We start from the raw sequence: 22,992 nt of genomic DNA, 5'->3' as shown, positions 1-22,992 counted from the left end.
CCCGCCGTGGTCCGGCGATCGGAAAGTGGGGCAAGGCGTGCCGAACGACACGACAACGACAACCAACCAGTCCGCGGGCACCGGTCACACCCCCCGCCCACCCGCCGCCTGGCTGGTCCTCGTCCTTGCCTGCGCCGGCCAGGCGATGGTGGTGCTCGACGTCTCGATCGTGAACGTCGCGCTGCCGGCGATGCGTTCCGAACTCGGCTTCGACCCGGCCGGGCTGGCCTGGGTCGTCAACGCCTACACGCTCGCGTTCGCAAGTCTCCTGCTCCTCGGGGGACGGGCGGTGGATCTCTACGGCAGCCGGCGGGTGTTCGTCGCCGGGCTGGCGGTGTTCGCGGTGGCCAGCCTGGCTGGCGGGCTCGCCACGTCACCGCAGGCCCTGATCGTGGCCAGGGCCGCCCAGGGAGTGGGCGGCGCGATCCTGTCGCCGGCGACTCTCACGCTCCTCACCACCACCTTCAGTGAAGGGGAGCGGCGTACCCGTGCGGTGGCGACGTGGAGCGCGGTCGGCGCGGCCGCGGGCGCGGTGGGCTCGGTGCTGGGCGGTGTTCTGACCGACTACCTGTCCTGGCGTTGGGTCCTGCTCATCAACGTGCCGATCGGTGCGGCGGCGGTGGTCGCGGCCCTCCTGGTCCTTCCGGCCGGGCGGCCACGGACCAAGCAGCGGCTGGACCTGGCCGGAGCGGTGACCGTGACGGTCGGGCTCACCGGGCTGGCGTACGGCGTCATGCGATCCGAGACCTTCGGCTGGGCCACGGCGGAGACCCTCGTACCGCTCACGCTCGGCGTGGTAGCCCTGCTGGTGTTCGTCGCGGTCGAGGCGTTCGTGGCGAAGACGCCGTTGGTGCCACTGCGACTCTTCCGGACCCGCGCGATCTCGAGCGCCAACCTCGTCGCGTTCCTCATGACGGTTCCTGGCTTCGCGATGTGGTACTTCCTCTCGCTCTCCATGCAGAACGTCCTGCACTACAGCGCGATGCAGGCCGGGCTCGCGTTCCTGCCCCACACGCTCGCCCTCATCGTCGGTGCCCGCCTGGCGCCCCGCCTCCTGGGGCGGCTCGGCGCTCGGCGGCTGGTCGTCGTCGGACTGGTGGTCAGCGCCGCCGGATTCGCCTGGCAGGGCCAGCTCAGTGCGACCAGCGGCCTGGTCACGGGCGTGGTGCTGCCCGGCATCCTCATGTCCCTCGGGATGGGGCTGGCCTTCCCGCCCGTGGTGGCGATCGCCACCTCTGGCGTCGCTCGCTCAGAAGCCGGGCTGGCCGCGGGAATCCTCACGACCAGCCGGCAGGTCGGCGGCGCGCTCGGGCTCGCCGTGCTGGCGACGATCTCCGCCAGCCACATCGAGGCGTTGTCCGGCGGACGCCTGGACGGAGCCGTCGCGGCCGGGGCGCTCGCGGCGGGTTACGCGCGTGCCTTCGACGTCGGGGCTGCCCTCCTGGTGGTGGTCGCCCTCATCGCCCTGACCATGCCCAACCTGACCAAGCCCACCAAGCCCAACCCCGCCGAGTCAGCTGCCGCGGTCGACTCAGACCGCTGAAAAACAAGGAGGTTCCAGCCCATGCGTGCGGTGCGAGTCGAGGCCTACGGCCCACCTGAGGTCCTTACGGTCGCGGAGGTCCCCGAGCCGAAACCCGGCCCCGGTCAGGTACTCGTGGACGTCGAGGTCGCCGGCATCAACTTCGTCGACACGATGATCCGCGCTGGTGCCGGACCCTTCGCAGGGGGCCCGCAGCCGCCGTTCGTTCTCGGTAACGAGATCGGTGGCCGCGTCGCGGGAGTCGGTGCGGGCGTCGACCCGGCCCTTGTGGGCCAGCTGATCGTCTCCGGCGCCGGGGGTCACGGTGGGTACGCCGAGCGCGCGGTCGCCGCCGTATCGGAGGTGAACGCCGTACCAGCCGGCCTGCCGATCGAGTCGGCGGTGGCGCTGCGGGCCTCCGGGCGCACCGCGGTGGCGTTGGTGCGTCAAGCCCGCCTTGCGCCTGGCGAGCGGGTTCTCGTCGAGGCGGCCGCCGGCGGGCTTGGCAGCCTCCTGGTGCAGTTGGCCAAGGATGCCGGCGCCATCGTGATCGGTGCGGCGAACGGCGCGCGGAAGCTCGAAGCGGTCCGCAAACTGGGCGCGGACCACGCGGTCGACTACACCGAGCCCGACTGGGACGCGCGGGTTCGCGACGCCACCGGCGGTGCCGGCGTGGACGTGGTGTTCGAGTCCGTGGGCGGTGCGATCGGGCGTACGTCGTTCGGTCTGCTGGCGGAGGGCACCGGCCGGTTTCTGATCTTCGGGTACGCCAGCGGCACACCGGTGGACATCTCCGTGAACGAACTCTTCGGCCGCGGCCTCACTGTCGCGAGCCATGGCGGTCCACAGCTTCGCGACCAGGCACGGATCCGCGCACTCGTTGCCGAGGCGCTCGACCTCGCGGTCTCCGGCCGGCTGGTGCCGACCATCGGTCAGACGTACCCGCTCGACCAGGCGGCCGCCGCGCACGCCGCCATCGAGGCGCGCACCGCCCTCGGCAAGACCCTGCTCATCCCGTGACGATCCTGGCGGGGTCGACCGAGCCGGGCAGATCCGGCGGCCGCGAGCCCGCCGGCGCTCAGCGGGTTCCGTTGGCGGGGGTCGGTGACGGTGAGCGCCGTGGCGCGGCCATGGCCTCGTCCTTGGCAAGTCCAGGAAAGGCCACCGGATCCGAACCCCACTGAAGCCGGCGTTCGGCGCACTCGTTGAGCAGTCGCGCGGCGAACACCCGGACGTCCGCGGTCGCGGCGCCGGCCACCAGGTCGGCGAAGACGCCAGCGCATCCGTCTTCCAGGTGGGCGGCGAGCCGGCGGGCCGTGGTGGCACTGGTGACCTGGAACGGCAGGGCGTAGGCGGGTTCGGCGGCGACCGGTGTGGTCCTGCGGGCGCGGATCAGCGAGGTCAGCTGGTCGCGCAGCCCGCGGTAGCCGGAGTAGACCTGCCGGCCGCGCTCCCGGTCGGCGTTCCGAAGGCGCGGCCCGAGCACGGCGTACCCCCAGATCGCCGCGTGCACGCCGGCAAGCGCCTGCTGGAGGGTCTCGATCTCGCGCTGGTTGGTCATCAGCCGACCTCCGCGCCGAGCAGGGTGGCGTGGGTGGCCTCGCACGCGCAGATCGACGCGAGGAGGCGGGCGTACTCGGAGCTCTTGACGGTACGCAGGTCCTTGCTCCGCCCGGCCTTCGCGGCGTTCTCGGCGGAGGCCAGCGCCGCCAGCGCCTGCGCGGCCGAGGAAGGGACCTTGATTCCGCCCGTCGGCGGCGGACTGCTGGTCGTCACCGGCCGCGCACCGCTGTCATCGCCGGGCCGGGTGAGGGTGGTCAGGGCGGACAGGTGGCTTTCGTGGCGGCGGACGTACGCCGCGAGCCGTGCCTGGTAAGTGGGATGGCGGGCGAGCGTGGCCGCGTAGACGGCGAGCAGGTGCTGCTCGGCGGCGATCGCGGCGGTGACGACGGGCAGGTCCGGGTCGGGCGTGGGGGAGGGGGAAGCGCCGGCCCGCGGCGCGGTCACCGATGGGTCAGGCACCTCGGAGGCGGGTCCCGTGCATGCGGAGAGGACTCCCGCGGCGGCGCTGGCCGCGCCGACCAGCACGGTGGCGTGGAGGACCCGCCGTCGCGTCGGCCCACCCGGGACCCCAGTCAGGTCACCATCCAGCCGACGGTGGCGGCCGAGCCAGTCTGTCGGCGCTGTCACGGGCGCGACGTTACCCGAACCCGCGGGTCAACACGCCCCGCACGTGGTTTGATCGGCTTTTCGTCGGACGGGTACGCTGACCTCGCCAGAGCGGGCCGCGGGATAGTCGTGCGGCACATGAGATCGGACCCAGTTCGGACCAGTTTGGTGTGGCGACGCCTGCTCCGTCGGGCTAACGCCCGCACCCGGGGCACACAACTGGAGAGAGAGGAGGCAGCCGTGGCCAACAGTTCCGCTGCTCGTGACCGGGTGGTCGCGCTTCTCTCGCCGGCGCTCTCCGACAGCGGCCTCGACCTCGAGGCGGTGGAGCTGACGCCTGCCGGCCGGCGTACTGTCCTGCGACTCGTCGTCGACGCCGACGGTGGAGTGACGCTCGACCAGCTGGCCGAGACGTCCCGGACCGCGGCGAAGCTGATCGACTCGAGCGACGCGATGGGATCCGGTTCCTACACCCTTGAGGTGACGTCGCGAGGAGTCGACCGGCCGCTCACGGCGCCACGGCACTGGCGGCGCAACATCGGCAGGTTGGTCAAGGTCATCCACACCGACGGCAGCCAGCTGGTGGGTCGGGTCGAGACTGCCGACGACGACAGCGCCGAGCTGGACGCTGACGGCCAACGCGCACGGATCGCCTACGCAGATGTCGCCAAGGCCCGGGTTCAGGTGGAGTTCTCCCGGATGCCAGATGCCGAGATCGATGACGAAGGCGCCGTAGACGCGGACGAGGAGGGGTGAACCGATGGACATCGACATGGCGGTTCTGCGTGCCCTCGAACGCGAGAAGGACATTCCTCTCGAGGCCGTAGCCGAGGCGATCGAGCAGGCGTTGCTCATCGCCTACCAACGGACCGAGGGTGCCCAGCCGCATGCCCGGGTCGAGCTTGACCGCGGCAGCGGCCACGTGACGGTCTGGGCGACCGAACTCGACTCCGAAGGCGGCACCGCCCGCGAATGGGATGACACTCCCACCGGATTCGGGCGAATCGCGGCCACGACAGCCAAGCAGGTGATCCTGCAGCGCCTGCGGGACGCCGAAGAAGACCACATGTTCGGCGAGTTCGCCGGGCGCGAGGGCGACATCGTTTCCGGCGTGATCCAGCAGGGCAAGGATCCCCGGCTGGTCTACGTGAGCCTGGGCAAGGTCGAAGGCATCCTGCCACCGCAGGAGCAGGTGCCCGGCGAGCGTTACAACCACGGCGACCGCATCAAGTGCTATGTCGTGTCTGTCCGCAAGGGTTTCCGCGGCCCACAGATCACGCTGTCGCGCACCCACCCCAATCTCGTCAAGAAGCTCTTCGCGCTCGAGGTTCCCGAGATCGCTGACGGCACCGTCGAGATCAGCGGGATCGCGCGCGAGGCCGGCCACCGCACCAAGGTCGCCGTCCGCTCACACAACCCGTCGGTCAACGCGAAGGGCGCGTGCATCGGCCCCGTCGGCGCGCGGGTCCGCAACGTGATGAACGAGCTGCACGGCGAGAAGATCGACATCGTCGACTGGTCCGAGGACCCGGCGGAGTACGTCAAGCAGGCCCTCTCGCCGGCGCGGGTCAGCCAGGTCGAGGTGGTCGACCTGGCGGCGAAGGCGGCCCGGGTCATCGTGCCCGACTACCAACTCTCCCTCGCGATCGGCCGGGAGGGTCAGAACGCCAGGTTGGCGGCCCGGCTGACCGGGTGGCGGATCGACATTCGGCCCGACACCGAGCAGCGGTCGGACGCCCCGCAGGCGCATCCTTCCGAAACCGGGCAGGGTTCTGGCGCTTCGGGCGCCGGCTCGACCGCGCCCTGAAGGCTGGAAGGGTCGCGGGGGAGCGGCACCTGAGCCGGGAATGACCGCTCCGACCTCGACGTTCCTCCCTATGTACGGTGTGTCAGGTCCGGCGTTCCGGGCAGTCAGTGCGTAAGCCTGGTCTTGCGTAGGAACAGATCCAGCGCCCGCTCAGTACGACTGTCTGGGTACACTCTCCCGAGGTGGGTCGTACAGGTCGGGAGCCAAAAACGCGTACGCACGTGGTGCGGACGTGTGTAGGTTGCCGGCATCGTGCGGCGAAGTCCGAACTACTCCGAGTTGTCCTCGCGCAGGACGGCGCGACGAAGTGGCTCGTTCCCGACGTCGCCGGCCACGCGCCGGGGCGCGGAGCGCATCTGCATCCGACGCTGGAGTGTCTGGGACTCGCCGAGCGGCGACGAGCGTTCTCGCGCGCGCTGCGGGCGGAGGGGCCGATCGACCTCGATAAGCTCCGCCGTCACGTCGAGGAGCGGGACGTGACCTCCACCGGCCAGGTCGCCGGCGCACACCCGGTTCTGGCAGACAACGCGTCATTGGGCACACCAGGTGCCCGAGCACAGGCAGTACCCGAGAAGGAAAGTGGGTCGAGCGGCTCATGAGCACTCGATGAGAACCGAGCAATGAGCACGCCTAGGAACTAGCGGCCTGGACCCACGAGGGGCCCGGGCCGGCAAAGGAGAGCAGTGGCTAAGGTCCGGGTCTACGAACTCGCCAAGGAGTTCGGCATCGAAAGCAAGGCCGTCATGGCCAGGCTTCAGGAGCTGGGCGAGTTCGTTCGCTCCGCGTCGTCGACGGTGGAAGCACCTGTCGTACGCAAGCTCAAGGAGTCTTTCGCGGCCGAGCTTTCTGGCGGCAAGGCCGACGGCAAGGCGTCGGCCAGGAAGGCCGCAAGAAACAAACCAGCTCCGCCGGCAGCACCGGAGGCGGCTCCCGTCGCGCCCGCGACGGTGGAGCCCACTCCACGCCCGGCGGCTCCGGTCGAAGGTGCGAAGCCCGCACCCCCGCGTCCGGCACCTCCGAAGCCCCCGGTCACCCCGCGCGTCGAGCCGACGCCCGAGGTGACTCAACCGCGCTTCGAGGCACCGCGCCCGGCGGCGGCGCGACCGAGCGACACCGGACGCGGTGGCGCACAGCGCCCCGGTCCAGGCCCACGGCCTGGACCGCCGGGTCAGCGACCCCCACGTCCAGGACAAGGCGGTCCCGGTCAGGCTCCCGGCGGTCGCCCGCAGCGGGCAGGTCAGGGAGGCGACGGGGCGCGTCCTCCTCGTCCCTCGGCACCACGCCCCGGCCAGTCTGGTCCGCGTCCGGGCAACAACCCCTTCACGTCGACGACCGGCATGCGTGGGCCCCGTTCCGACCGTCCGGGCCAGTCTGGTCCGCGTCGTGACGACGGTGGCTCCGGTGTGCCCGGAGCGCCGCGTCCCAATCCCGCGATGATGCCGCAGCGTCCAGAGAGCGGCGATCGTCCGGGCGGTCCGCGTCCCAACCCGGGCATGATGCCGTCCCGTCCCTCGCGCGGCGCCGGTCCCGGCGGCCCTGGCGGCCGCAGTGGCGGTCCCGGCGGCGGACGTGGTGGCCCCGGCGCCCGTACGGGCGGGCCCGGCGGTCGGACTGGAGCGCCTGGCGGCGGACGTGGTGGCCCCGGCGGCGGTCGCCCAGGCGGTGGCGGCGGTGGTCGCCCCGGTGGTGGCGGCGCGCCGACTGGCGCACCTCCCCGCGGCGGCTTCGGCGGTGGCGGCGGTGGCCGGCCCGGTGGAGCCCGGGGTCGCGGTGGTACGGCGGGTGCCTTCGGGCGTCCGGGTGGTCCCGCTCGCAGGGGCCGCAAGTCCAAGCGCCAGAAGCGCCAAGAGTTCGACAACATGCAGGCGCCGGCGATCGGTGGCGTGCGGGTCCCGCGCGGCGGGGGTCAGACGATCCAGCTGCGGCGCGGTGCCAGCCTCACCGACTTCGCCGAGAAGATCGGCGCGGACGCGGCGTCGCTGGTCCAGGTGATGTTCCACCTGGGCGAGATGGTGACCGCTACGCAGTCGGTCACCGACGAGACCCTGCAGTTGCTGGGCGCCGAGCTCGACTACGACATTCAGGTGGTCTCGCCTGAAGACGAAGACCGCGAGCTGCTCGAGTCCTTCTCGATCGAGTTCGGGGAAGACGAGGGCGAAGACGCCGAGCTGCTGCCGCGGCCGCCGGTCGTCTCGGTGATGGGCCACGTCGACCACGGAAAGACGAAGCTGCTCGACGCGATCCGCAACGCCGACGTGGTGGCCGGCGAGGCCGGCGGCATCACGCAGCACATCGGCGCGTACCAGGTGGCGACCGAAGTCGACGGTACCGAACGCAAGATCACCTTCATCGACACCCCGGGTCACGAGGCGTTCACCGCCATGCGTGCCCGTGGTGCGCGGTCGACCGACATCGCGGTGCTCGTGGTGGCGGCCGACGACGGTGTGATGCCGCAGACCATCGAGGCGCTCAACCACGCCAAGGCGGCAGGCGTACCCGTCGTGGTCGCGGTCAACAAGATCGACGTCCCCGACGCCGATCCGTCGAAGGTGCGCGGCCAGCTCACCGAGTACGGCCTGGTGCCCGAGGAGTACGGCGGCGACACCATGTTCGTCGACATCTCCGCGAAGGCCAGGATCAACATCGACGGGCTGCTCGAGGCGATCGTCCTCACCGCCGACGCCTCGCTCGACCTGCGGGCCAACCCCCACCAGGACGCGCAGGGGCTCGCGATCGAGGCACACCTCGACAAGGGCCGCGGTCCGGTGGTGACCGTGCTCGTACAGCGCGGCACGCTTCGGGTCGGCGACTCGATCATCGCCGGTCCGGCCTACGGTCGGGTGCGGGCGATGTTCGACGAGAACGGCCAGCAGCTCCACGAGGCACCGCCTGCGCGGCCGGTGCTCGCGCTCGGCCTGTCTGCCGTACCCCGTGCCGGTGACAACTTCATGGTGGTCGCCGACGACCGGATAGCGCGGCAGATCGCCGAGAAGCGGGAAGCGGTCGTGCGCAACGCGTCGTTCGCCCAGCGCACCAAGCGGGTCAGCCTCGACGACCTGTCGAAGCTGCTCGAGGAGCGCCAGGCCCTCAACCTCGTCATCAAGGGTGACGTGTCGGGTTCGGTCGAAGCCCTCGAAGACGCGCTCGCCAAGATCGACGTGGGCGAGGAGGTCGACCTCCGGATCCTGCACCGCGGTGTTGGTGCGGTGACCGAGAACGACGTCAACCTGGCCACCATCGACAACGCGATCATCATCGGGTTCAACGTCCGGCCCCAGGGCCGGTCGGTCGAGCGACTCGCCGAACGCGAAGGCGTGGAGATCCGTTACTACTCGGTCATCTACCAGGCCATCGAAGAGGTCGAGGCGGCCCTCAAGGGCATGCTCAAGCCCGAGTACGAAGAGGTCCAGCTCGGTACCGCCGAGGTGCGCGACGTCTTCCGTTCCAGCAAGTTCGGCAACATCGCCGGTTGCTTGGTCATGAGCGGAACGATCCGACGCAACTCCAAGGCCCGTCTGGTCCGCGACGGAACGGTCGTCCTCGACACCACCGACATCGCGTCGCTGCGACGGTTCAAGGACGACGCCACCGAGGTCCGCGAGGGCTTCGAGTGCGGTCTGACCTTGCACAACTTCAACGACGTGAAGGTCGGGGACGTCATCGAGACGTTCGAAATGAGGGAGAAGCCTCGCGCCTGACGGCTTAAGAGGTCGGTGTCGCAGGGATTCTTTCGTGGCGGACTGCTCGCAGGCTCGCTTGACGTCTCGCCACGTAAGAATCCCTGCGACACCTCCCGGCCGTCAGTCGGCGGATCGGGAGGTAAGGCGGGGCTTGGGCGGCTCGCCATATCAAGAATCCGTGCGGCACCTCCCGGCCGTCAGTCGGGAGGTCGGCGGGCACGAACGAGGAGTCAGGTGTTCACAGGAACGTTGCGCATCGACCTCCGGTTGGGTGACGTCCACTCCCTGAAGCAGAAGCGCTCCGTCGTACGTCCGATCGTCGCGGAGGTCCAACGCCGCTTCAGCGTGTCCGTCGCGGAGACGGATCACCACGACCTCTACCGTCGCGCCGAGATCGGTGTTGCGGTAGTAAGTGGGGATGGCCGGCAGTGTCGCGACGTCCTGGACTCGGTCGAGCGGCTGCTGGCGGACCGTCCGGAAGTTGAGGTCCTGGAGGTTCGCCGGCAGCTGTTCTCCGGCGACGACGACTAGGACCAGGCCGGTACGCGACCTGAAGCGGGGGCGGCCCCCGCGCCGGAACGCGGATACAGGCTGGCAGGGTTCACTGAAGGTGGGGGCGACGGCTGCTCGAGGCGGCGCCAGCACTCCAGGAGCTGACCGGGTTCAATCCGGACAAACCGGGAATTCTCTCCAGAGTTTCCGGGGAATCTCCGAGCCCGGGGCCAGTGCTGCGACATAACTCAACAGGAACGACTCGAAGGACGAAGAAGCAGTCCGCCGAGGAGAGGATGGCGATGAACCAGACGCGGGTGAACCAACTTGCCGATCGGATCCGCGTCATAGTCGCGGAGATGTTGGAACGCCGGGTCAAAGACCCGAGGCTGGGCTTTATCACCGTGACGGAGGCCCGCCTCACGGGCGATCTCCGGGACGCGACGGTGTTCTACACCGTCCTCGGTGACGACCAGGACCGCTCGGGCACGGCGGCTGCGTTGGAGAGTGCCAAGGGGCTCGTTCGGTCTGAGGTCGGGCGACTGTTGGGGCTTCGGCACACTCCAAGCCTGACGTTCGTTCCGGATGGTATACCCGAGAACGCCGCCCACATCGAGGATCTGCTGCGCAAGGCGCGCGATTCCGACGCGGACGTAGCACGCCAGGCATCCCAGGCAACCTATGCCGGAGACGTCGACCCGTACCGCACTCCGCAGGAGGAAGAGGACGAGGATTCGGCGTAGTTCGCACGACGCGGCACCAGGCGAAGGCTCAATCTCGGCGCGAGCCGGGCAGGATCGGGGAGACAGGACGGGCGCCTGCGATCCGCGGACGAGGAGTGAATGTGGCGGTCGATGGGATCGTCGTGGTGGACAAGCCCGCTGGCTGGACCTCTCACGACGTGGTGGGAAAGCTTCGGCGGCTTGCCCGAACCCGGCGGGTGGGACATGCGGGGACACTCGATCCGATGGCGACCGGGGTGCTCGTTCTCGGGATCGAGCGGGCCACGCGGTTACTTGGCCACCTGGCACTGACCGAAAAGACGTACGACGCGACGATCCGTCTTGGTGTGTCCACCACCACGGATGATGCCGCCGGTGAGGTGACCGGCAACACTCCCGCCGGCGACCTCGCCCGCGAGCAGATCGAGGCGGGCATCGCCGTGCTCACCGGTGAGATCCAGCAGGTCCCGTCGACGGTTTCGGCGGTGAAGGTCGGCGGCGAGCGGGCGTACCGCAAGGTGCTGAAGGGCCAGGAGGTCGAGTTGACGCCGCGGCGCGTGGTCGTCAACCGGTTCGATCTGCTGGACCTGCGGCGGGTCGCGGACGTCGTGGACCTCGACGTGGTGGTCGACTGCTCGAGCGGAACCTACGTCCGGGCGCTTGCCCGCGATCTCGGCGCCAGCCTAGGTGTTGGTGGGCATCTCACCGCATTGCGCCGGACCCGGGTCGGGCCGTACAGCCTTGACCAGGCGCACACCGTCGAGGAGCTGGAGCGGGCGTTCGCCGTCGTACCCATCGCCGACGTCGCGGCACAGACGTTCCCGAGGTACGACGTCGACGGGCCGACCGCCCGGCTGGTGGCCTACGGCCAGAAGCTACCCGGCGTGCATGTCGGAAGCGGCACGGTCGGGATATTCGCTCCGGACGGGACCTTCCTCGCGTTGTACGAGGACACGGACGAGGGCTCCAAGCCGGTCGCCGTCTTTTCCGGCTAGCCGTCTGGCGCCACCGGGCGAACCGTGGGCTGGCCTGACCCCGCAGTCGACGTTCCGCCCGATCTGGCACCCTTGACCGGAGCGGCCGGGACAGACCCTGTGGGCCGACATCGACCACATAACGGAGACGCGGATGCAACGCTGGCGAGACCTGTCCGAGGTACCGCGAGGTATCGGGCCTACGGTCGTCACGATCGGCGTCTTCGACGGCGTACACCGCGGACACCAGCGGGTCATCGGGCGCACGGTCGAGCTGGCCCGCGAGCGCGGAGCGCGCGCCGTGGTTGTGACCTTCGACCCGCACCCGGCGGCTGTCGTACGCCCGGACGCCGTGCCCCCGCTGCTCGCGACGCTCGACCGGCGGATCGAGCTGTTCGAGGAATATGCCGCGGACGCGGTGGTCGTCATCCCGTTCGACAAGGAGCGGTCCCGCGAGGCCGCCGAGGACTTCGTACGCGAGCTCGCCGACAGCCTCGCGCCGGTCGCGATCGTGGTCGGTGACGACTTCCGGTTCGGGTTCAAGGCTGCCGGGGATGTCGCGCTTCTGCGGCGGCTCGGCGCCGAGCTCGGCTTCCAGGTCGAGGGCCTGGCCCGCCAGGATGGCCCAGCCCGGGAGTCCTCGTCGACGGCGGTCCGGCAGCGCTTGGAGAACGGCGACGTCGCCGAGGCTCGCGCCCTGCTGGGACACACCTTCCGGGTCGACGGCGAGGTCGTCGAGGGGGCCCATCGCGGACGTGAGCTGGGCTTCCCCACCGCGAACGTCCCCGCGGCGGCCGGTATGGCGCTGACCGCCGACGGTGTGTACGCCGGTTGGCTGCGAGTCGTCGGGCCGGGCCGGCGGGAGCCCCGCCTGCCCGCCGCGATCTCGGTCGGGACCAACCCGCAGTTCGGGCAGGAGCCGCGCCGGGTCGAGTCGTACGTCCTGGATCGCGACGACCTGGAGCTTTATGGCCTCAACGTCGCGGTGGAGTTCGTCGACCGGGTACGCGGCCAGGAGCGGTTCGACTCCGTGGATGCGCTGGTCCACCAGATGCATGACGACGTCGAACGCGTGCGCGAGATCCTCGCCGCCGACGAGCAGGCCGGCTGACCCGGATCGCGTGCGGGACCCGACGCTCCGCGTCGCCGTACCAGATTTCGGACTTGACTGCCTCGGCTGGTAGCGTGGCGGTGCCGTACAGCGGCCGCGGATGAAGAGTGCCCAGGTGAACCCGCCCTGGCGCGCCGCGCAACGGATTCCCGGAAGGAGCATCGTGTCGCTCGACGCTGCGACCAAGAAGCAGATCATCACCGAGTACGCGACCAACGAGGGCGACACCGGTTCGCCCGAGGTCCAGGTCGCGCTGCTCTCGCATCGGATCAACCACCTGACCGAGCACCTCAAGACGCACAAGCATGACCACCACAGCCGTCGTGGACTGCTGCTCCTCGTCGGTCAGCGGCGCCGGCTGCTCAACTACGTCATGAAGAGCGACATCGCGCGCTACCGCTCGCTGATCGAGCGGCTCGGCCTGCGGCGATAACTTGACAGACTCCGAGGGCGGCGCCGAGACGGTGACCGCCCTCGGCACCAGAAGGACCGGAGCGGTCAGCGCGACACAGCAGGTCGCCGGTCCTCGGTAGTGGCGCCCGGGTTCCCCCGCAGGGATCGCACCCGAGAGCCTCGATCGAAGACCGGCACTCCGGCTCCGCCGTCGCGGACAAACGCTCCCTGATGTCACAAGGAGGGAGCCCTGTGGAGGGTCCCGGTATTCACGTAGCAGAAGCCATTATCGACAACGGTAGGTTCGGCACCCGCAAGATCAGGTTCGAGACCGGGCGTCTGGCCCGGCAGGCCGCGGGTTCGACCGTCGCCTATCTCGACGACGACACGATGGTGCTCTCGGCGACGAGCGCGAGCAAGCACGCCAAGGACCAGTTCGACTTCTTCCCGCTGACGGTCGACGTCGAGGAGCGCGGTTACGCCGCCGGCAAGATCCCCGGCTCGGTGTTCCGCCGTGAGGGACGCCCGAGCGAGGACGCGATCCTCACCTGCCGGCTGATCGACCGCCCGCTGCGCCCGTCCTTCGTCAAGGGCCTGCGCAACGAGGTCCAGGTCGTTGTCACGGTGCTGGCTCTCAACCCCGACGTTCAGTACGACGTCCTGGCGATCAACGCCGCGTCCGCGTCCACCCAGCTGGCTGGCCTGCCGTTCTCGGGGCCGATCGGCGGGGTGCGGGTCGCGCTGATCGAGGGCGAGTGGGTCGCGTTCCCCCGGGTCAGCGAGGCCGAGAACGCCGTGTTCGACATGGTGGTCGCGGGCCGCGTGCTCGAGGACGGCGACGTCGCGATCATGATGGTCGAGGCCGAGTCGACCGACCGCACCTGGCAGCTCGTCCAGGACGGCGTTCAGGCGCCGACGGAGGAGATCGTCGCGGCGGGTCTGGAGGCCTCGAAAGGCTTCATCAAGACGCTCTGCGAGGCTCAGGCGTCCCTGGCCGCGGTGGCCGCGAAGCCGACTGGGGAGTTCCCCGTCTTCCGCGACTACGAGGACGACGTGCTCGAGGCACTGACCGGTGCCGTGCGCAACGAGCTCGCCGAGGCGCTCACCATCGCGCAGAAGGCCGAGCGTGAGGCCCGCCTGGAGCAGGTCAAGGCGCTCGCTGTTGAGCGGATCGGCGCGGACTTCGAGGGCCGCGAGAAGGAGATCAGCGCGGCGTTCCGTTCCCTGACCAAGACGCTGGTCCGTGAGCGGGTCCTGCGGGACAACGTCCGCATCGACGGGCGCGGCCTCACCGACATCCGGCCGCTGACGGCTGAGATCAATGTCGTACCCCGCGTGCACGGTTCGGCGATCTTCGAACGCGGCGAGACGCAGATCCTCGGGATCACGACGCTCAACATGCTCGCGCTCGAACGCCGGATCGGTCTCACGCTGGCCGAGGACACGACCAAGCGCTACATGCACAACTACAACTTCCCGCCGTACTCCACCGGCGAGACCGGCCGGGTCGGGTCGCCGAAGCGGCGCGAGATCGGGCACGGCGCGCTCGCCGAGCGGGCGATCGCGCCGGTGCTGCCATCGCGCGAGGACTTCCCGTACGCCATCCGCCAGGTGTCGGAGGCGATCAGCTCCAACGGGTCCACCTCGATGGGCTCGGTGTGTGCGTCCTCGCTCGGCCTGATGAGCGCGGGCGTCCCGCTGAAGGCACCCGTCGCCGGTATCGCGATGGGCCTGATCAGCGACACGGTGGAGGGCAAGACGGAGTACGTCACGCTCACCGACATCCTCGGCGCCGAGGATGCGTTCGGCGACATGGACTTCAAGGTCGCCGGCACCAAGGAGTTCGTGACCGCGCTGCAGCTCGACACCAAGCTCGACGGCATCCCCGCGTCGGTGCTCGCGGCGGCGCTCCAGCAGGCACGGGAGGCGCGGTTCACCATCCTCGCAGTCATGGAGAAGGCCATCTCCGCTCCGGGCGAGATGTCGCCGTACGCTCCGCGGATCATCACCATGAAGATCCCGGTCGACAAGATCGGCGAGGTGATCGGGCCCAAGGGCAAGGTCATCAACCAGATCCAGGCCGACACCGGCGCCGAGATCACCATCGAGGACGACGGCACGATCTTCATCGGTGCGGCCGACGGTCCGGCAGCTGAGGCGGCCCGGGCCGTGGTGGCCGGGATCGCGACGCCGACGATGCCCGAGGTCGGGGAGCGTTACCTCGGCACCGTGGTCAAGACCACGAACTTCGGTGCGTTCGTCTCGCTCGTCCCCGGTCGTGACGGCCTGCTGCACATCTCCAAGCTGCGGTCGCTCGCCGGCGGCAAGCGGGTCGAGAACGTCGAGGACGTCGTGAAGGTCGGTGACAAGATCCAGGTGGAGATCGGTGAGATCGACGACCGCGGCAAGCTGTCGCTGGTCCCGGTCGTCGACGAATCCGAGAAGTCCGCGCAGAAGTGAGCCAACGGTCGGTGTCCGCCAGCCAGGCGCCCGGCACGACCCGCACCCTCCTCAAGGAGGGTGACGGCGGCGTCGCCCGCCGGACGGTCCTGCCGGGTGGCCTGCGTATCGTGACCGAGACGATGCCGCAGGTCAGGTCGGTCAGCTTCGGTCTCTGGGCCGGGGTCGGCTCCCGTCACGAAGCTCCGTCACTGGCGGGCACCAGCCACTATCTCGAGCATCTGCTGTTCAAGGGCACCCGCCGCCGGGACGCGCTGCAGATCTCCTCAGCTCTGGACGCGGTCGGCGGCGAGATGAACGCCTTCACGTCCAAGGAGTACACCTGCTACTACGCGCGGGTGCTCGACCAGGACCTCCCGCTCGCGGTCGACGTGGTGTGCGACATGGTCACCTCGTCGGTGCTCGCCGCCGCTGACATCGAGAGCGAGCGCGGGGTCATCCTCGAAGAGATCGCCATGCACGATGACGATCCCTCCGACGCCGTGCACGACCTTTTCGCCGAGCAGTTGTGGGGCGACTCCCCGCTCGGGCGGCCGATCCTCGGCACCGTCGACTCGATCACGTCACTTACTCGGCGGCAGATCCTCGGCTACTACCGCCGCCGCTACCGCCCGAGCAACATCGTCGTGGCGGTCACCGGCAACATCGACCACCGGACCGTCGTACGCCTGGTCAGCAAGGCGTTCCGGCAGGCGGGCCTGCTCGACGACGGCGACCCGAGTCCACCCATGCTGCCGCGGATCGGCGGGACCGGGCCGGTACCCGCCCTGGGCGCCGTCAGGGTGGCCCAGCGCACCACCGAGCAGGCGAACCTCGTCCTCGGCGTACCCGGCATCGCGCGCACAGACGACCGGAGATTCGTCCTCGGCGTCCTCAACGCGGCACTGGGTGGCGGCATGTCGAGCCGGCTCTTCCAGGAGGTGCGGGAGAAGCGCGGCCTGGCGTACGCCGTCTATTCGTTCGCGTCCAACTACGCCGACGCCGGCATGCTCGGGGTTTACGCGGGCTGCCTGCCGGCGAAGGTTCACGACGTGCTCGGCATCTGCCGGGACGAGCTGGCCAAGGTGGTCGACGCCGGCCTCACCGACGAAGAACTCGAACGCGGCAAGGGGCAGGTACGCGGCTCGCTGGTCCTCGGCCTGGAGGACACGGGCTCGCGGATGGGTCGGTTGGCGAAGGCCGAGCTGGTCTACGGCGAGCTGCTGAGCGTCGACGAGATCCTTGCCCGGATCGCGTCGGTGACGCTGGACGACGTGCGGGCGATCGCGAAGGAGCTGCTGGACGCGGTGCCCACGCTGGCCGTGGTAGGGCCGTTCGACGACCCCGACCGGTTCGCGTCCGCCGTCCGCTAGGTCCGCGACACGGGGACCCGCCAACGGGACACGAGAAGGGGTACGCCGGTGACGATCAAGGTGGCCGTGCTGGGTGCGCGGGGTCGGATGGGTGCCGAGGTGGCCCGGACCGTGCGGGCCACGGACGACCTCGACCTGGTGGCGGAGGTCGACCTACCAGACTCGCCTGACGTACTGGCCGAGGCGGGCGCGGAGGTGGTCGTCGACTTCACCCACCCTGACGCCGTGATGGGCAACCTGCGCTTCTGTATCGAGCACGGCATCCACGCGGTCGTGGGCACCACCGGCTTCACCGACGAGCGACTCGCTACCGTGCGCGAATGGCTCGCCGCGGCCCCCGGGGTGGGGGTCCTGATCGCCCCGAACTTCTCGATCGGCGCCGTTTTGATGATGCGGTTCGCTCAGGAGGCGGCGCGGCACTTCGAGTCCGTCGAGATCGTCGAGCTGCACCATCCCCGCAAGGCCGACGCCCCCTCGGGCACGGCCGCCCGGACCGCGGAGTTGATCGCGGCGGCCCGTAAGGACGCCGGCATGGGTGAGGTGCCGGACGCGACGACCCAGGAGGTCGACGGTGCGCGTGGAGCCACGATCGGCGGTGTCCACGTCCACAGCATCCGCCTCGCCGGTCTGGTCGCGCACCAGGAAGTGGTCTTCGGTGGGCACGACGAGACGTTGACGATCAGGCACGACTCGCTGGCGCGGACGTCGTTCATGCCGGGTGTCGTGCTGGGCGTCCGTAGGGTCGCTGCCAACCCCGGCTTGACGGTCGGGCTGGAGCACTTCCTCAGCGACTGAGCGCGTCCCGGGTCAGGTTGGCGCGCACGTCGCTTATCCGTACCAACGCGTACCTTCCTTCCCGCGCGACCAGATGGTCGCGGATCCCAGGACGCAGCCAGTCGGGGATCCGGTCGAGGTGGATCAGCACCAGGTCGTCGGGCCGGCCCTCGCGTACCGTCTGCGGGTTGACCTTCCCCGGGTGAAGGTCCCAGTAGTACGCGAGCCAGCGGACCGCGCCGAAGGAGATGCTCCACGCCCGCTCCTGGCCGGGTGCGGGTCCGTGCTCCGACACCAGCCGGCCGGCGTCGATCGGTCGGTGGGTGTACTCCTGCGCCATCGGTCCCGTGACGATGCCCGCGAACGCCACCGCGAGGGCGAGCCCGGCCACGCCCGCCAGGCCCGCGCCGACCGGGATCACTGGGCGGGGGAGCCGCGACCAGACCGCGTCCAGGAGTACCGCCATGCCGATGACGCCCGGGATGAGGACGGGATAGGGCCAGTAGTCGTGGATGTAGGACCCATTGGGCAGGGCGACGACCCAGCCGATCGCGAACGCCGCGGCGACGAAGGTGTAGAAGCGGGTCCGGCGATCGATCAGGCCAGCCAGCACGCCGACCGGCAGGAACAGGAGATACCACACCGGCAGGAGGTTGCGCAGCCACTGCCACTGCTGGGCGGCGAACTCCCGGGCGGTGAAGGTGCCGCCCTCGGTCCGGAACTCCGCCTGCTGGGACAGCTCACCGGCACCCGCGACACCGAACATGAACGCCAGGCTGCCCAGGACCCCCGCGACCATCGCCGCGCCGACCGCCACGGTGGCGCGGTCGATCCGGCGCCAGGTGGCCAGCAGCCAGAGCCCGAGTACGCCGGCCAGCGCGATCCCGAGCCACGAGGCGAGACAAGCCAGGAAACTCACCACGCAGGCGAGCCAGAGGAGCCAGGTGGGCGGATCGGTACGTCGGCGAAGATGCGCGATGACCGCGGACAGCGCGAGCAGCGGCCCGAGGTCGAACACGATCCGCGCGTAGAACCAGAAGAATCCGGTCGCGACCATGAGACCGAGCGCCAGCAGGATCGGTACCCAGCGAACGTCGAACGCGCGAAGCAGTGCCGCCGCCGCCGGAATGACCAGGAGGCCAAGCAGGTAAGGCGCCAGCCGCATCTGATACTCCCCGTCACCGGGGAGCAGGCCGAAGAGCGCGTCGAGGATCGTCGCCAGTGGCGGATGGTGGGCGTACGACGAACCAGCGTCCCCCGAGCCGGCGGGCAACTGCCCGACATACGGCGCCATGTCCGTGGCGAACTGCGAGCCGAGCAGCCCGTGTTCGTACAGATTGCGGATCTGGAGCGCGAACCGGGAGAACACCCGCCCCTCGTGGTTGTCACCGTAAGGTGCGTTGAGGAAGGGAAACCAGGTCGCTGCCACCGTCGCGGTGAGGGCGAGCACACCAAGCCACCCCCAGCGGTTCGACCGGGGACGTCCTGCGGCTGGGATCTGGGGCACGTCGACGGCGGTGGTCACCGCGTTCGCGGACATCGGCACACGCTAACAATGGCCGGCCGGGAGATTCGGTCCGGAACCCTCGAACTGATCTGGAACGTTGGGTGGCCGACAGATAGCGGGCCGTTGAACGCCTCGACGACGGTAGTGTCGAACGTCTCCGTCAGGCAGGGTGGAGACCCCCGGACTGGACAGAGGCCGCAGACCAGAAAGAGGCCGCCGTGGCGTGGACCGTGAAAGACAAGACCGTGCTGGTGACTGGTGCGACCAGCGGGATCGGTCTGGAGGCCAGCGTCGAGTTGGCCCGGCAGGGCGCGCGCGTCGTCCTCGTGGGGCGTGACCGCGGCCGGGCGGAGGCGGCCGTCGCGGCGGTGCGGGACCGGGCCGGCGCGGACGTGCCCGGCGCGTCGTACCTCCTCTGCGACTTCTCCTCACAGGCGTCCATCCGGGCGCTCGCGCGGGAGTTCGCGGCCGGCCATGACCGGCTCGATGTTCTCGTCAACAACGCCGGCGCCGTCAACAAGGTCCGCCGGCTCACCGAAGACGGCATCGAGATGACGTTCGCGGTCAACCATCTCGGCTACTTCCTGCTGACGAACCTGCTTCTCGACCTCCTGCTGGCGAGCGCGCCCGCGCGGGTGGTGACCGTGGCGTCGATCGGGCACCGCAGCGGCACTCTCGACTTCGACGATCTCGGCTACGAACGCGGCTACCAGATCATGCGGGCGTACGCGCGCTCGAAGCTTGCCAACGTGGTGTTCGCGAACGAACTCGCCCGCCGCCTCGACGGCACCGGCGTCACGTCCAACAGCCTGCATCCGGGTGCCGTCAACACCAACATCTGGTCGGGCGCTCCGACCTGGGCCAAGCCGGTGATCGGGCTGTTTCTCCGGCCGTTCTTCATCAGTCCGGAGAGGGGCGCGGAGCCGATCGTTCAGCTCGCGTCGAGCCCTGACCTTGACAGCGTGAGTGGCGCGTACTTCGAGAAGGGTGTTCCGGTCGCCCCGGCACAGCTTGCCCAGGACCCCGACCTCGCCGCGCGGCTGTGGAAGGTGAGCGCGGAGTTGGTCGGACTCGGATGAGGTGACGGCCGTCCGTCAGCGGCCGGTGGCGGCTCGTCAGTGGCGGGGTTTGTCAGGGGCGGGGGTTTGTCAGGGGCGGGTGCTCAGGCGGCGTTCCTCGTTGGCTTTCATCCGTTGCTGCCGCCGGACCCGCTCCGGAACGACGCCCTCGCGCCCCGCGGTGGGGGTGAACTCGTACCGCTCGACGCCGAGACCCCTCAGGACCGCCTTCTCCACAAGGGAAAAGTCGTCGGGGTTCTCGCGATCGAACCGCATCGGCTCAGCGAGGTGGACCGGCGGGTTCGTGATGAACCGCGGCAGCCGGAGGAGGTTCTGTGCCTTGGCGTGCAGCACGAACGGATGCAGGAGATAGACGTCGCCGACCTGGCCGGTTGCCTCGACGAACCGCTCGCACTGGCCGATCAGGTGGGAAATGTCGAACTCGCGGGGCAGTACGCCGCCGGGCCGATCCGCGAGGTAGCGCGTCACCGGGCCCACCGAGTCGGCCGCCACGAACGTCGCACCGCCTTGATGGCGTACGTCCGACCACAGCACGAGGGTGAGGAGTCCCTGCTCGGGCGAGTCGAGGAAGTGGCGGAAGAAGTCGCCGTCCTTGTGCCAGCCGGGTGCCTCGGGGGAGGCTGGCGTCCACGGCCGTTCGGTGCCCTCCCAGAGGTTGACGATGAACCCGTCGCCCCAGGTGTACGGCTGCTTGACGCGGTCCTCGCCACCAAGGAGGTCGCAGACGGCCCCCCACGCCTTCGGTGCGAAGTCCTTGACGTCAAGGTGCCGGTGGGTCGGCATGTGAATCGACGACTCGGCCCAGGTGGAGGGGTCGTCGGCGTCGTAGTCGAGGCGGGTCCAGAGCGTCTCGGTAAGGTCGGCGGCGGCCTCCCTGGAGAAGCAGTCGTGGATGACGACGAAGCCGTTCTCGAGAAAATCCTCTGCCTGCTGGTCGGTAAGAACCTGATAACCAGAACTCATGGTGTCCGTCTGTCCGTCCCGTGCGGATTGGTCGGCGCGGTGGGGGTGGGCCCAACGGGCGAAGCCCGTGGGGGCTGGATCCCACACTGTGGGGGTGGGCCCTACGGGCGAAGCCCGTGGGGGCTGGATCCCACACAGCTCTTTCAACCCTAGAAGTCGTGTTGCCGGGGTGGCAGGCGTTCGCCGGATGCGGCCTCCGCTTTGCCGGACGGCTGTCCATGGCTGGCCGTCGGGTCAGGCGATCAGGCGTACCACCGCCGCGGTGGCGGCCGCGAGCGCCACGACGACGATGAACGGCGCCCGCAGGATCAGCGCGACGATCGCGACTCCCACGCCGGCCAGCCGGGCGTCGACGACGAGGCGCTCACCGGTGCTCAGGGTCTGGACGGCGACGAGTGCGGCGAGCAGTGCGACGGGCAGGAGGGCGGCCGACCGGCGTACCGCCGGCCGTTCGAGAATCCGCTGCGGCACTGACAGTCCGGCCAGCTTCAGCAGATAGCAGCCGGCTGCGGTGAGGAGTACGGCGGCCCAGATCATCGTGCCTCCTCTGTGGCTGGTTCGGGCGTTCCGTTGGGAGTCTTGGCGGTACGCCGCAGGCCGACCGCGATCGCCACGGCGCCGGCGACGAGGACGGGTATGCCCGCGGGGACCAGCGGCACGAGCGCGACGGCGACCAGGGCCGCGCCGGCGCCGACCGCGCGGCTGCGCGTGTCGGTGAGCCGGGGCCAGAGCAGGGCGATGAAGGCTGCCGGTGCGGCGGCGTCGAGGCCGTAGGTGCCAGGATCACCGAGCGACTCACCGGCGACCGCTCCGATGAGGGTGCCGAGGTTCCACAGCGAGAAGAGCAGGATCGCGGTCGACCAGAACCCCACCCGGGCGAGTTCGGGGGTACGCCGGCCGACCGCCATCGCGGTGGTCTCGTCGATGACGAACTGGGCGCCGGCGAGGCGGCGAAGTCCGCGGAGGTTGAGCAGACTGGCCAGGCGTACGCCGTAGAAGGCGTTCCGCGTGCCGAGCAGGAGGGCGGCGAGTCCCGCCGACACGAGGGCGCCCCCGCCGCCGATGATGCCCACGAAGGCGAACTGCGACGCTCCGGTGAAGGCGAGCAGGGACAGCGCGCAGGTCTGGGCTACCGAGAGTCCGCTGGCGACCCCGATCGCTCCGAACGAGATGCCGTACGCACCGGTGGCGACGGCGATCGCCGCGGCGTCGCGGACAATGGTTTGCCGGGTATCGGGGGGATACTGCTCGCTTTTGGGGGGATACTGCTCGGTCTTGGGGGCAGGCATTCCTCGGACATTAGCTGACGGCTTTCGTACGGCCGGATGGCGCGGTTTGCGAGGGTCTTGAGCCGCGCGCAGCGCGCTCTCCGCGGCGCGCGGCAGTCCGGGGCTTGATGGACGCCCACTCGTGGGCGCCCCGTGTTTGCGTCAGCGACGAGGTGGGTTGTGCGGGCGAACGCCGCGCTCAAAGACGACGGCGCGACCTGCGTGGGCTGGTGCCAGTTCGGTCCGACCGACGAATTGCCGCGTATCAAGCACCGGCGGGCCCATCTCGACGGTCTCGGCGCCCTTCCGGATTGGCGGATCACGTGCTTCTTCGTCGGCCGGGGGTACTGCCGCCGAGGGATCGCCTCCGCTGCGCTCGAGGGTGCTCTGCACGAAATCGCGCGGCTCGGGGAGGGACCATGGACAGCTATCCGGAAGGTGTGGAAGGCCGGTCGACGTCTGCTTCGTTCCTTCATAACGGCACGGTGCGGATGTTCGAGGTAAGGGGTTCGAGCGCACCTGTCGCCTCGGTAAACATCACTGGGTGGTCACCAAAGTCGTGTCCTGAGAAGCACCGCTCAACCTTCGCGTGCTCAGGGACCTGCGCCAGCGGATTCCGGACGGCGGCGCGGTGCTGGACCTGACGCTCTCATCATTTCCGCTGGCGAGCAGCCGACGCTGCTGCGAAGGATCGCTGGCTGGCTGCGACCGGGAGGCTG

At 69.8% G+C, this 22,992-nt stretch carries 21 protein-coding genes; 15 read left to right on the top strand and 6 right to left on the bottom strand.

Going from position 1 to position 22,992, the window contains the following annotated elements; all coding sequences use genetic code 11:
- Positions 1 to 37 precede the first annotated feature (37 nt).
- Together B141_RS0113100 and B141_RS0113095 are read left to right on the top strand one after the other, a co-directional pair.
- Positions 38 to 1,543, top strand: a complete 1,506-nt coding sequence (locus B141_RS0113100) for an MFS transporter (protein ID WP_051114062.1) — start codon at positions 38 to 40, stop codon at positions 1,541 to 1,543.
- A gap of 21 nt (positions 1,544 to 1,564) precedes the next feature.
- The gene (locus B141_RS0113095) at positions 1,565 to 2,542 is read left to right on the top strand and encodes a zinc-binding dehydrogenase (RefSeq protein WP_020575624.1); all 978 of its coding nucleotides are present in this window, start codon (positions 1,565 to 1,567) and stop codon (positions 2,540 to 2,542) included.
- A gap of 58 nt (positions 2,543 to 2,600) precedes the next feature.
- Here the strand turns inward: B141_RS0113095 and B141_RS0113090 are convergent, their stop codons facing one another.
- Positions 2,601 to 3,083, bottom strand: coding sequence for a ferritin-like domain-containing protein (locus tag B141_RS0113090; protein WP_020575623.1), 483 nt, complete (start codon positions 3,081 to 3,083; stop codon positions 2,601 to 2,603).
- Positions 3,083 to 3,712 carry a hypothetical protein gene (locus B141_RS45565; protein WP_020575622.1) on the bottom strand — a complete coding sequence of 210 codons (630 nt, stop codon included), beginning with the start codon at positions 3,710 to 3,712 and terminating at the stop codon, positions 3,083 to 3,085. Before B141_RS45565 ends, B141_RS0113090 begins: the two co-directional genes overlap by 1 nt.
- 219 nt (positions 3,713 to 3,931) lie before the next feature.
- Between B141_RS45565 and rimP the strand changes: the two genes are divergently transcribed.
- The 12 genes from rimP (at position 3,932) to dapB (ending at position 17,477) form a co-directional block, all read left to right on the top strand.
- Positions 3,932 to 4,447: a ribosome maturation factor RimP gene (gene rimP / locus B141_RS0113080; RefSeq protein WP_020575621.1), complete on the top strand. Its 516-nt coding sequence runs from the start codon at positions 3,932 to 3,934 to the stop codon at positions 4,445 to 4,447.
- Between the two features lie 4 nt (positions 4,448 to 4,451).
- On the top strand, positions 4,452 to 5,498 hold the full coding sequence (gene nusA / locus B141_RS0113075) for a transcription termination factor NusA (RefSeq protein WP_020575620.1): 1,047 nt from the start codon (positions 4,452 to 4,454) through the stop codon (positions 5,496 to 5,498).
- A gap of 182 nt (positions 5,499 to 5,680) precedes the next feature.
- Positions 5,681 to 6,097, top strand: coding sequence for a YlxR family protein (locus B141_RS47380; protein ID WP_084678266.1), 417 nt, complete (start codon positions 5,681 to 5,683; stop codon positions 6,095 to 6,097).
- Between the two features lie 84 nt (positions 6,098 to 6,181).
- A complete protein-coding gene (gene infB / locus B141_RS47375; RefSeq protein ID WP_084678265.1) occupies positions 6,182 to 9,196 on the top strand; it encodes a translation initiation factor IF-2 in 3,015 nt (1,004 codons plus the stop codon).
- Positions 9,197 to 9,412: 216 nt separating this feature from the next.
- Complete coding sequence (locus B141_RS0113060; RefSeq protein WP_020575617.1) at positions 9,413 to 9,709, top strand: DUF503 domain-containing protein; 297 nt, start codon at positions 9,413 to 9,415, stop codon at positions 9,707 to 9,709.
- A gap of 257 nt (positions 9,710 to 9,966) precedes the next feature.
- The gene (rbfA, locus tag B141_RS0113055; RefSeq protein ID WP_020575616.1) at positions 9,967 to 10,413 is read left to right on the top strand and encodes a 30S ribosome-binding factor RbfA; all 447 of its coding nucleotides are present in this window, start codon (positions 9,967 to 9,969) and stop codon (positions 10,411 to 10,413) included.
- A 101-nt stretch (positions 10,414 to 10,514) separates the two neighbouring features.
- Complete coding sequence (truB, locus tag B141_RS0113050) at positions 10,515 to 11,387, top strand: tRNA pseudouridine(55) synthase TruB (RefSeq protein ID WP_020575615.1); 873 nt, start codon at positions 10,515 to 10,517, stop codon at positions 11,385 to 11,387.
- 133 nt (positions 11,388 to 11,520) lie between these two features.
- Positions 11,521 to 12,477 (top strand): bifunctional riboflavin kinase/FAD synthetase, encoded by a 957-nt coding sequence (locus tag B141_RS0113045; protein ID WP_020575614.1) that lies wholly within the window; start codon positions 11,521 to 11,523, stop codon positions 12,475 to 12,477.
- Positions 12,478 to 12,640: 163 nt separating this feature from the next.
- Positions 12,641 to 12,910 carry a 30S ribosomal protein S15 gene (rpsO, locus tag B141_RS0113040; protein ID WP_020575613.1) on the top strand — a complete coding sequence of 90 codons (270 nt, stop codon included), beginning with the start codon at positions 12,641 to 12,643 and terminating at the stop codon, positions 12,908 to 12,910.
- A gap of 191 nt (positions 12,911 to 13,101) precedes the next feature.
- Positions 13,102 to 15,330 carry a polyribonucleotide nucleotidyltransferase gene (locus tag B141_RS0113035; RefSeq protein ID WP_051114058.1) on the top strand — a complete coding sequence of 743 codons (2,229 nt, stop codon included), beginning with the start codon at positions 13,102 to 13,104 and terminating at the stop codon, positions 15,328 to 15,330.
- Positions 15,327 to 16,682, top strand: a complete 1,356-nt coding sequence (locus tag B141_RS0113030) for a M16 family metallopeptidase (protein WP_020575611.1) — start codon at positions 15,327 to 15,329, stop codon at positions 16,680 to 16,682. The genes B141_RS0113035 and B141_RS0113030 overlap by 4 nt, the downstream gene beginning before the upstream one ends.
- 48 nt (positions 16,683 to 16,730) lie before the next feature.
- Positions 16,731 to 17,477: a 4-hydroxy-tetrahydrodipicolinate reductase gene (dapB, locus tag B141_RS0113025; protein ID WP_020575610.1), complete on the top strand. Its 747-nt coding sequence runs from the start codon at positions 16,731 to 16,733 to the stop codon at positions 17,475 to 17,477.
- Here dapB and B141_RS0113020 read toward each other — a convergent pair.
- On the bottom strand, positions 17,467 to 18,996 hold the full coding sequence (locus tag B141_RS0113020) for an ArnT family glycosyltransferase (protein ID WP_020575609.1): 1,530 nt from the start codon (positions 18,994 to 18,996) through the stop codon (positions 17,467 to 17,469). The genes dapB and B141_RS0113020 overlap by 11 nt on opposite strands.
- A gap of 185 nt (positions 18,997 to 19,181) precedes the next feature.
- Between B141_RS0113020 and B141_RS0113015 the strand changes: the two genes are divergently transcribed.
- Positions 19,182 to 20,042, top strand: a complete 861-nt coding sequence (locus B141_RS0113015) for an SDR family oxidoreductase (protein ID WP_020575608.1) — start codon at positions 19,182 to 19,184, stop codon at positions 20,040 to 20,042.
- Positions 20,043 to 20,111: 69 nt separating this feature from the next.
- Here the strand turns inward: B141_RS0113015 and B141_RS0113010 are convergent, their stop codons facing one another.
- The 3 genes from B141_RS0113010 to B141_RS0113000 all read right to left on the bottom strand — a co-directional run bounded on the left by B141_RS0113010 (position 20,112) and on the right by B141_RS0113000 (position 22,294).
- The gene (locus B141_RS0113010) at positions 20,112 to 21,005 is read right to left on the bottom strand and encodes a phytanoyl-CoA dioxygenase family protein (protein ID WP_020575607.1); all 894 of its coding nucleotides are present in this window, start codon (positions 21,003 to 21,005) and stop codon (positions 20,112 to 20,114) included.
- 234 nt (positions 21,006 to 21,239) lie between these two features.
- Positions 21,240 to 21,542 carry an AzlD domain-containing protein gene (locus B141_RS0113005; protein ID WP_020575606.1) on the bottom strand — a complete coding sequence of 101 codons (303 nt, stop codon included), beginning with the start codon at positions 21,540 to 21,542 and terminating at the stop codon, positions 21,240 to 21,242.
- Entirely contained in the window at positions 21,539 to 22,294 is a 756-nt protein-coding gene (locus B141_RS0113000) for an AzlC family ABC transporter permease (protein ID WP_020575605.1), read from the bottom strand. The genes B141_RS0113005 and B141_RS0113000 overlap by 4 nt, the downstream gene beginning before the upstream one ends.
- Positions 22,295 to 22,992 lie beyond the last annotated feature (698 nt).

The sequence above is a fragment of the Actinopolymorpha alba DSM 45243 genome (assembly GCF_000373925.1).
GTDB classification, from domain to species: domain Bacteria; phylum Actinomycetota; class Actinomycetes; order Propionibacteriales; family Actinopolymorphaceae; genus Actinopolymorpha; species Actinopolymorpha alba.
This window is presented reverse-complemented; position numbering and strand designations above follow the sequence as displayed.

Bases quoted from the DNA above. Each gene is read 5' to 3' on its own strand.
- B141_RS0113035 (WP_051114058.1), top strand. From the start codon at position 13,102: ATGTCACAAGGAGGGAGCCCTGTGGAGGGTCCCGGTATTCACGTAGCA.
- B141_RS0113095 (WP_020575624.1), top strand. From the start codon at position 1,565: ATGCGTGCGGTGCGAGTCGAGGCCTACGGCCCACCTGAGGTCCTTACG.
- B141_RS0113005 (WP_020575606.1), bottom strand. From the start codon at position 21,542: ATGATCTGGGCCGCCGTACTCCTCACCGCAGCCGGCTGCTATCTGCTG.
- nusA (WP_020575620.1), top strand. From the start codon at position 4,452: ATGGACATCGACATGGCGGTTCTGCGTGCCCTCGAACGCGAGAAGGAC.
- rbfA (WP_020575616.1), top strand. From the start codon at position 9,967: ATGGCGATGAACCAGACGCGGGTGAACCAACTTGCCGATCGGATCCGC.
- B141_RS0113090 (WP_020575623.1), bottom strand. From the start codon at position 3,083: ATGACCAACCAGCGCGAGATCGAGACCCTCCAGCAGGCGCTTGCCGGC.
- B141_RS0113010 (WP_020575607.1), bottom strand. From the start codon at position 21,005: ATGAGTTCTGGTTATCAGGTTCTTACCGACCAGCAGGCAGAGGATTTT.
- B141_RS0113045 (WP_020575614.1), top strand. From the start codon at position 11,521: ATGCAACGCTGGCGAGACCTGTCCGAGGTACCGCGAGGTATCGGGCCT.
- B141_RS0113020 (WP_020575609.1), bottom strand. From the start codon at position 18,996: ATGTCCGCGAACGCGGTGACCACCGCCGTCGACGTGCCCCAGATCCCA.
- B141_RS0113000 (WP_020575605.1), bottom strand. From the start codon at position 22,294: ATGCCTGCCCCCAAGACCGAGCAGTATCCCCCCAAAAGCGAGCAGTAT.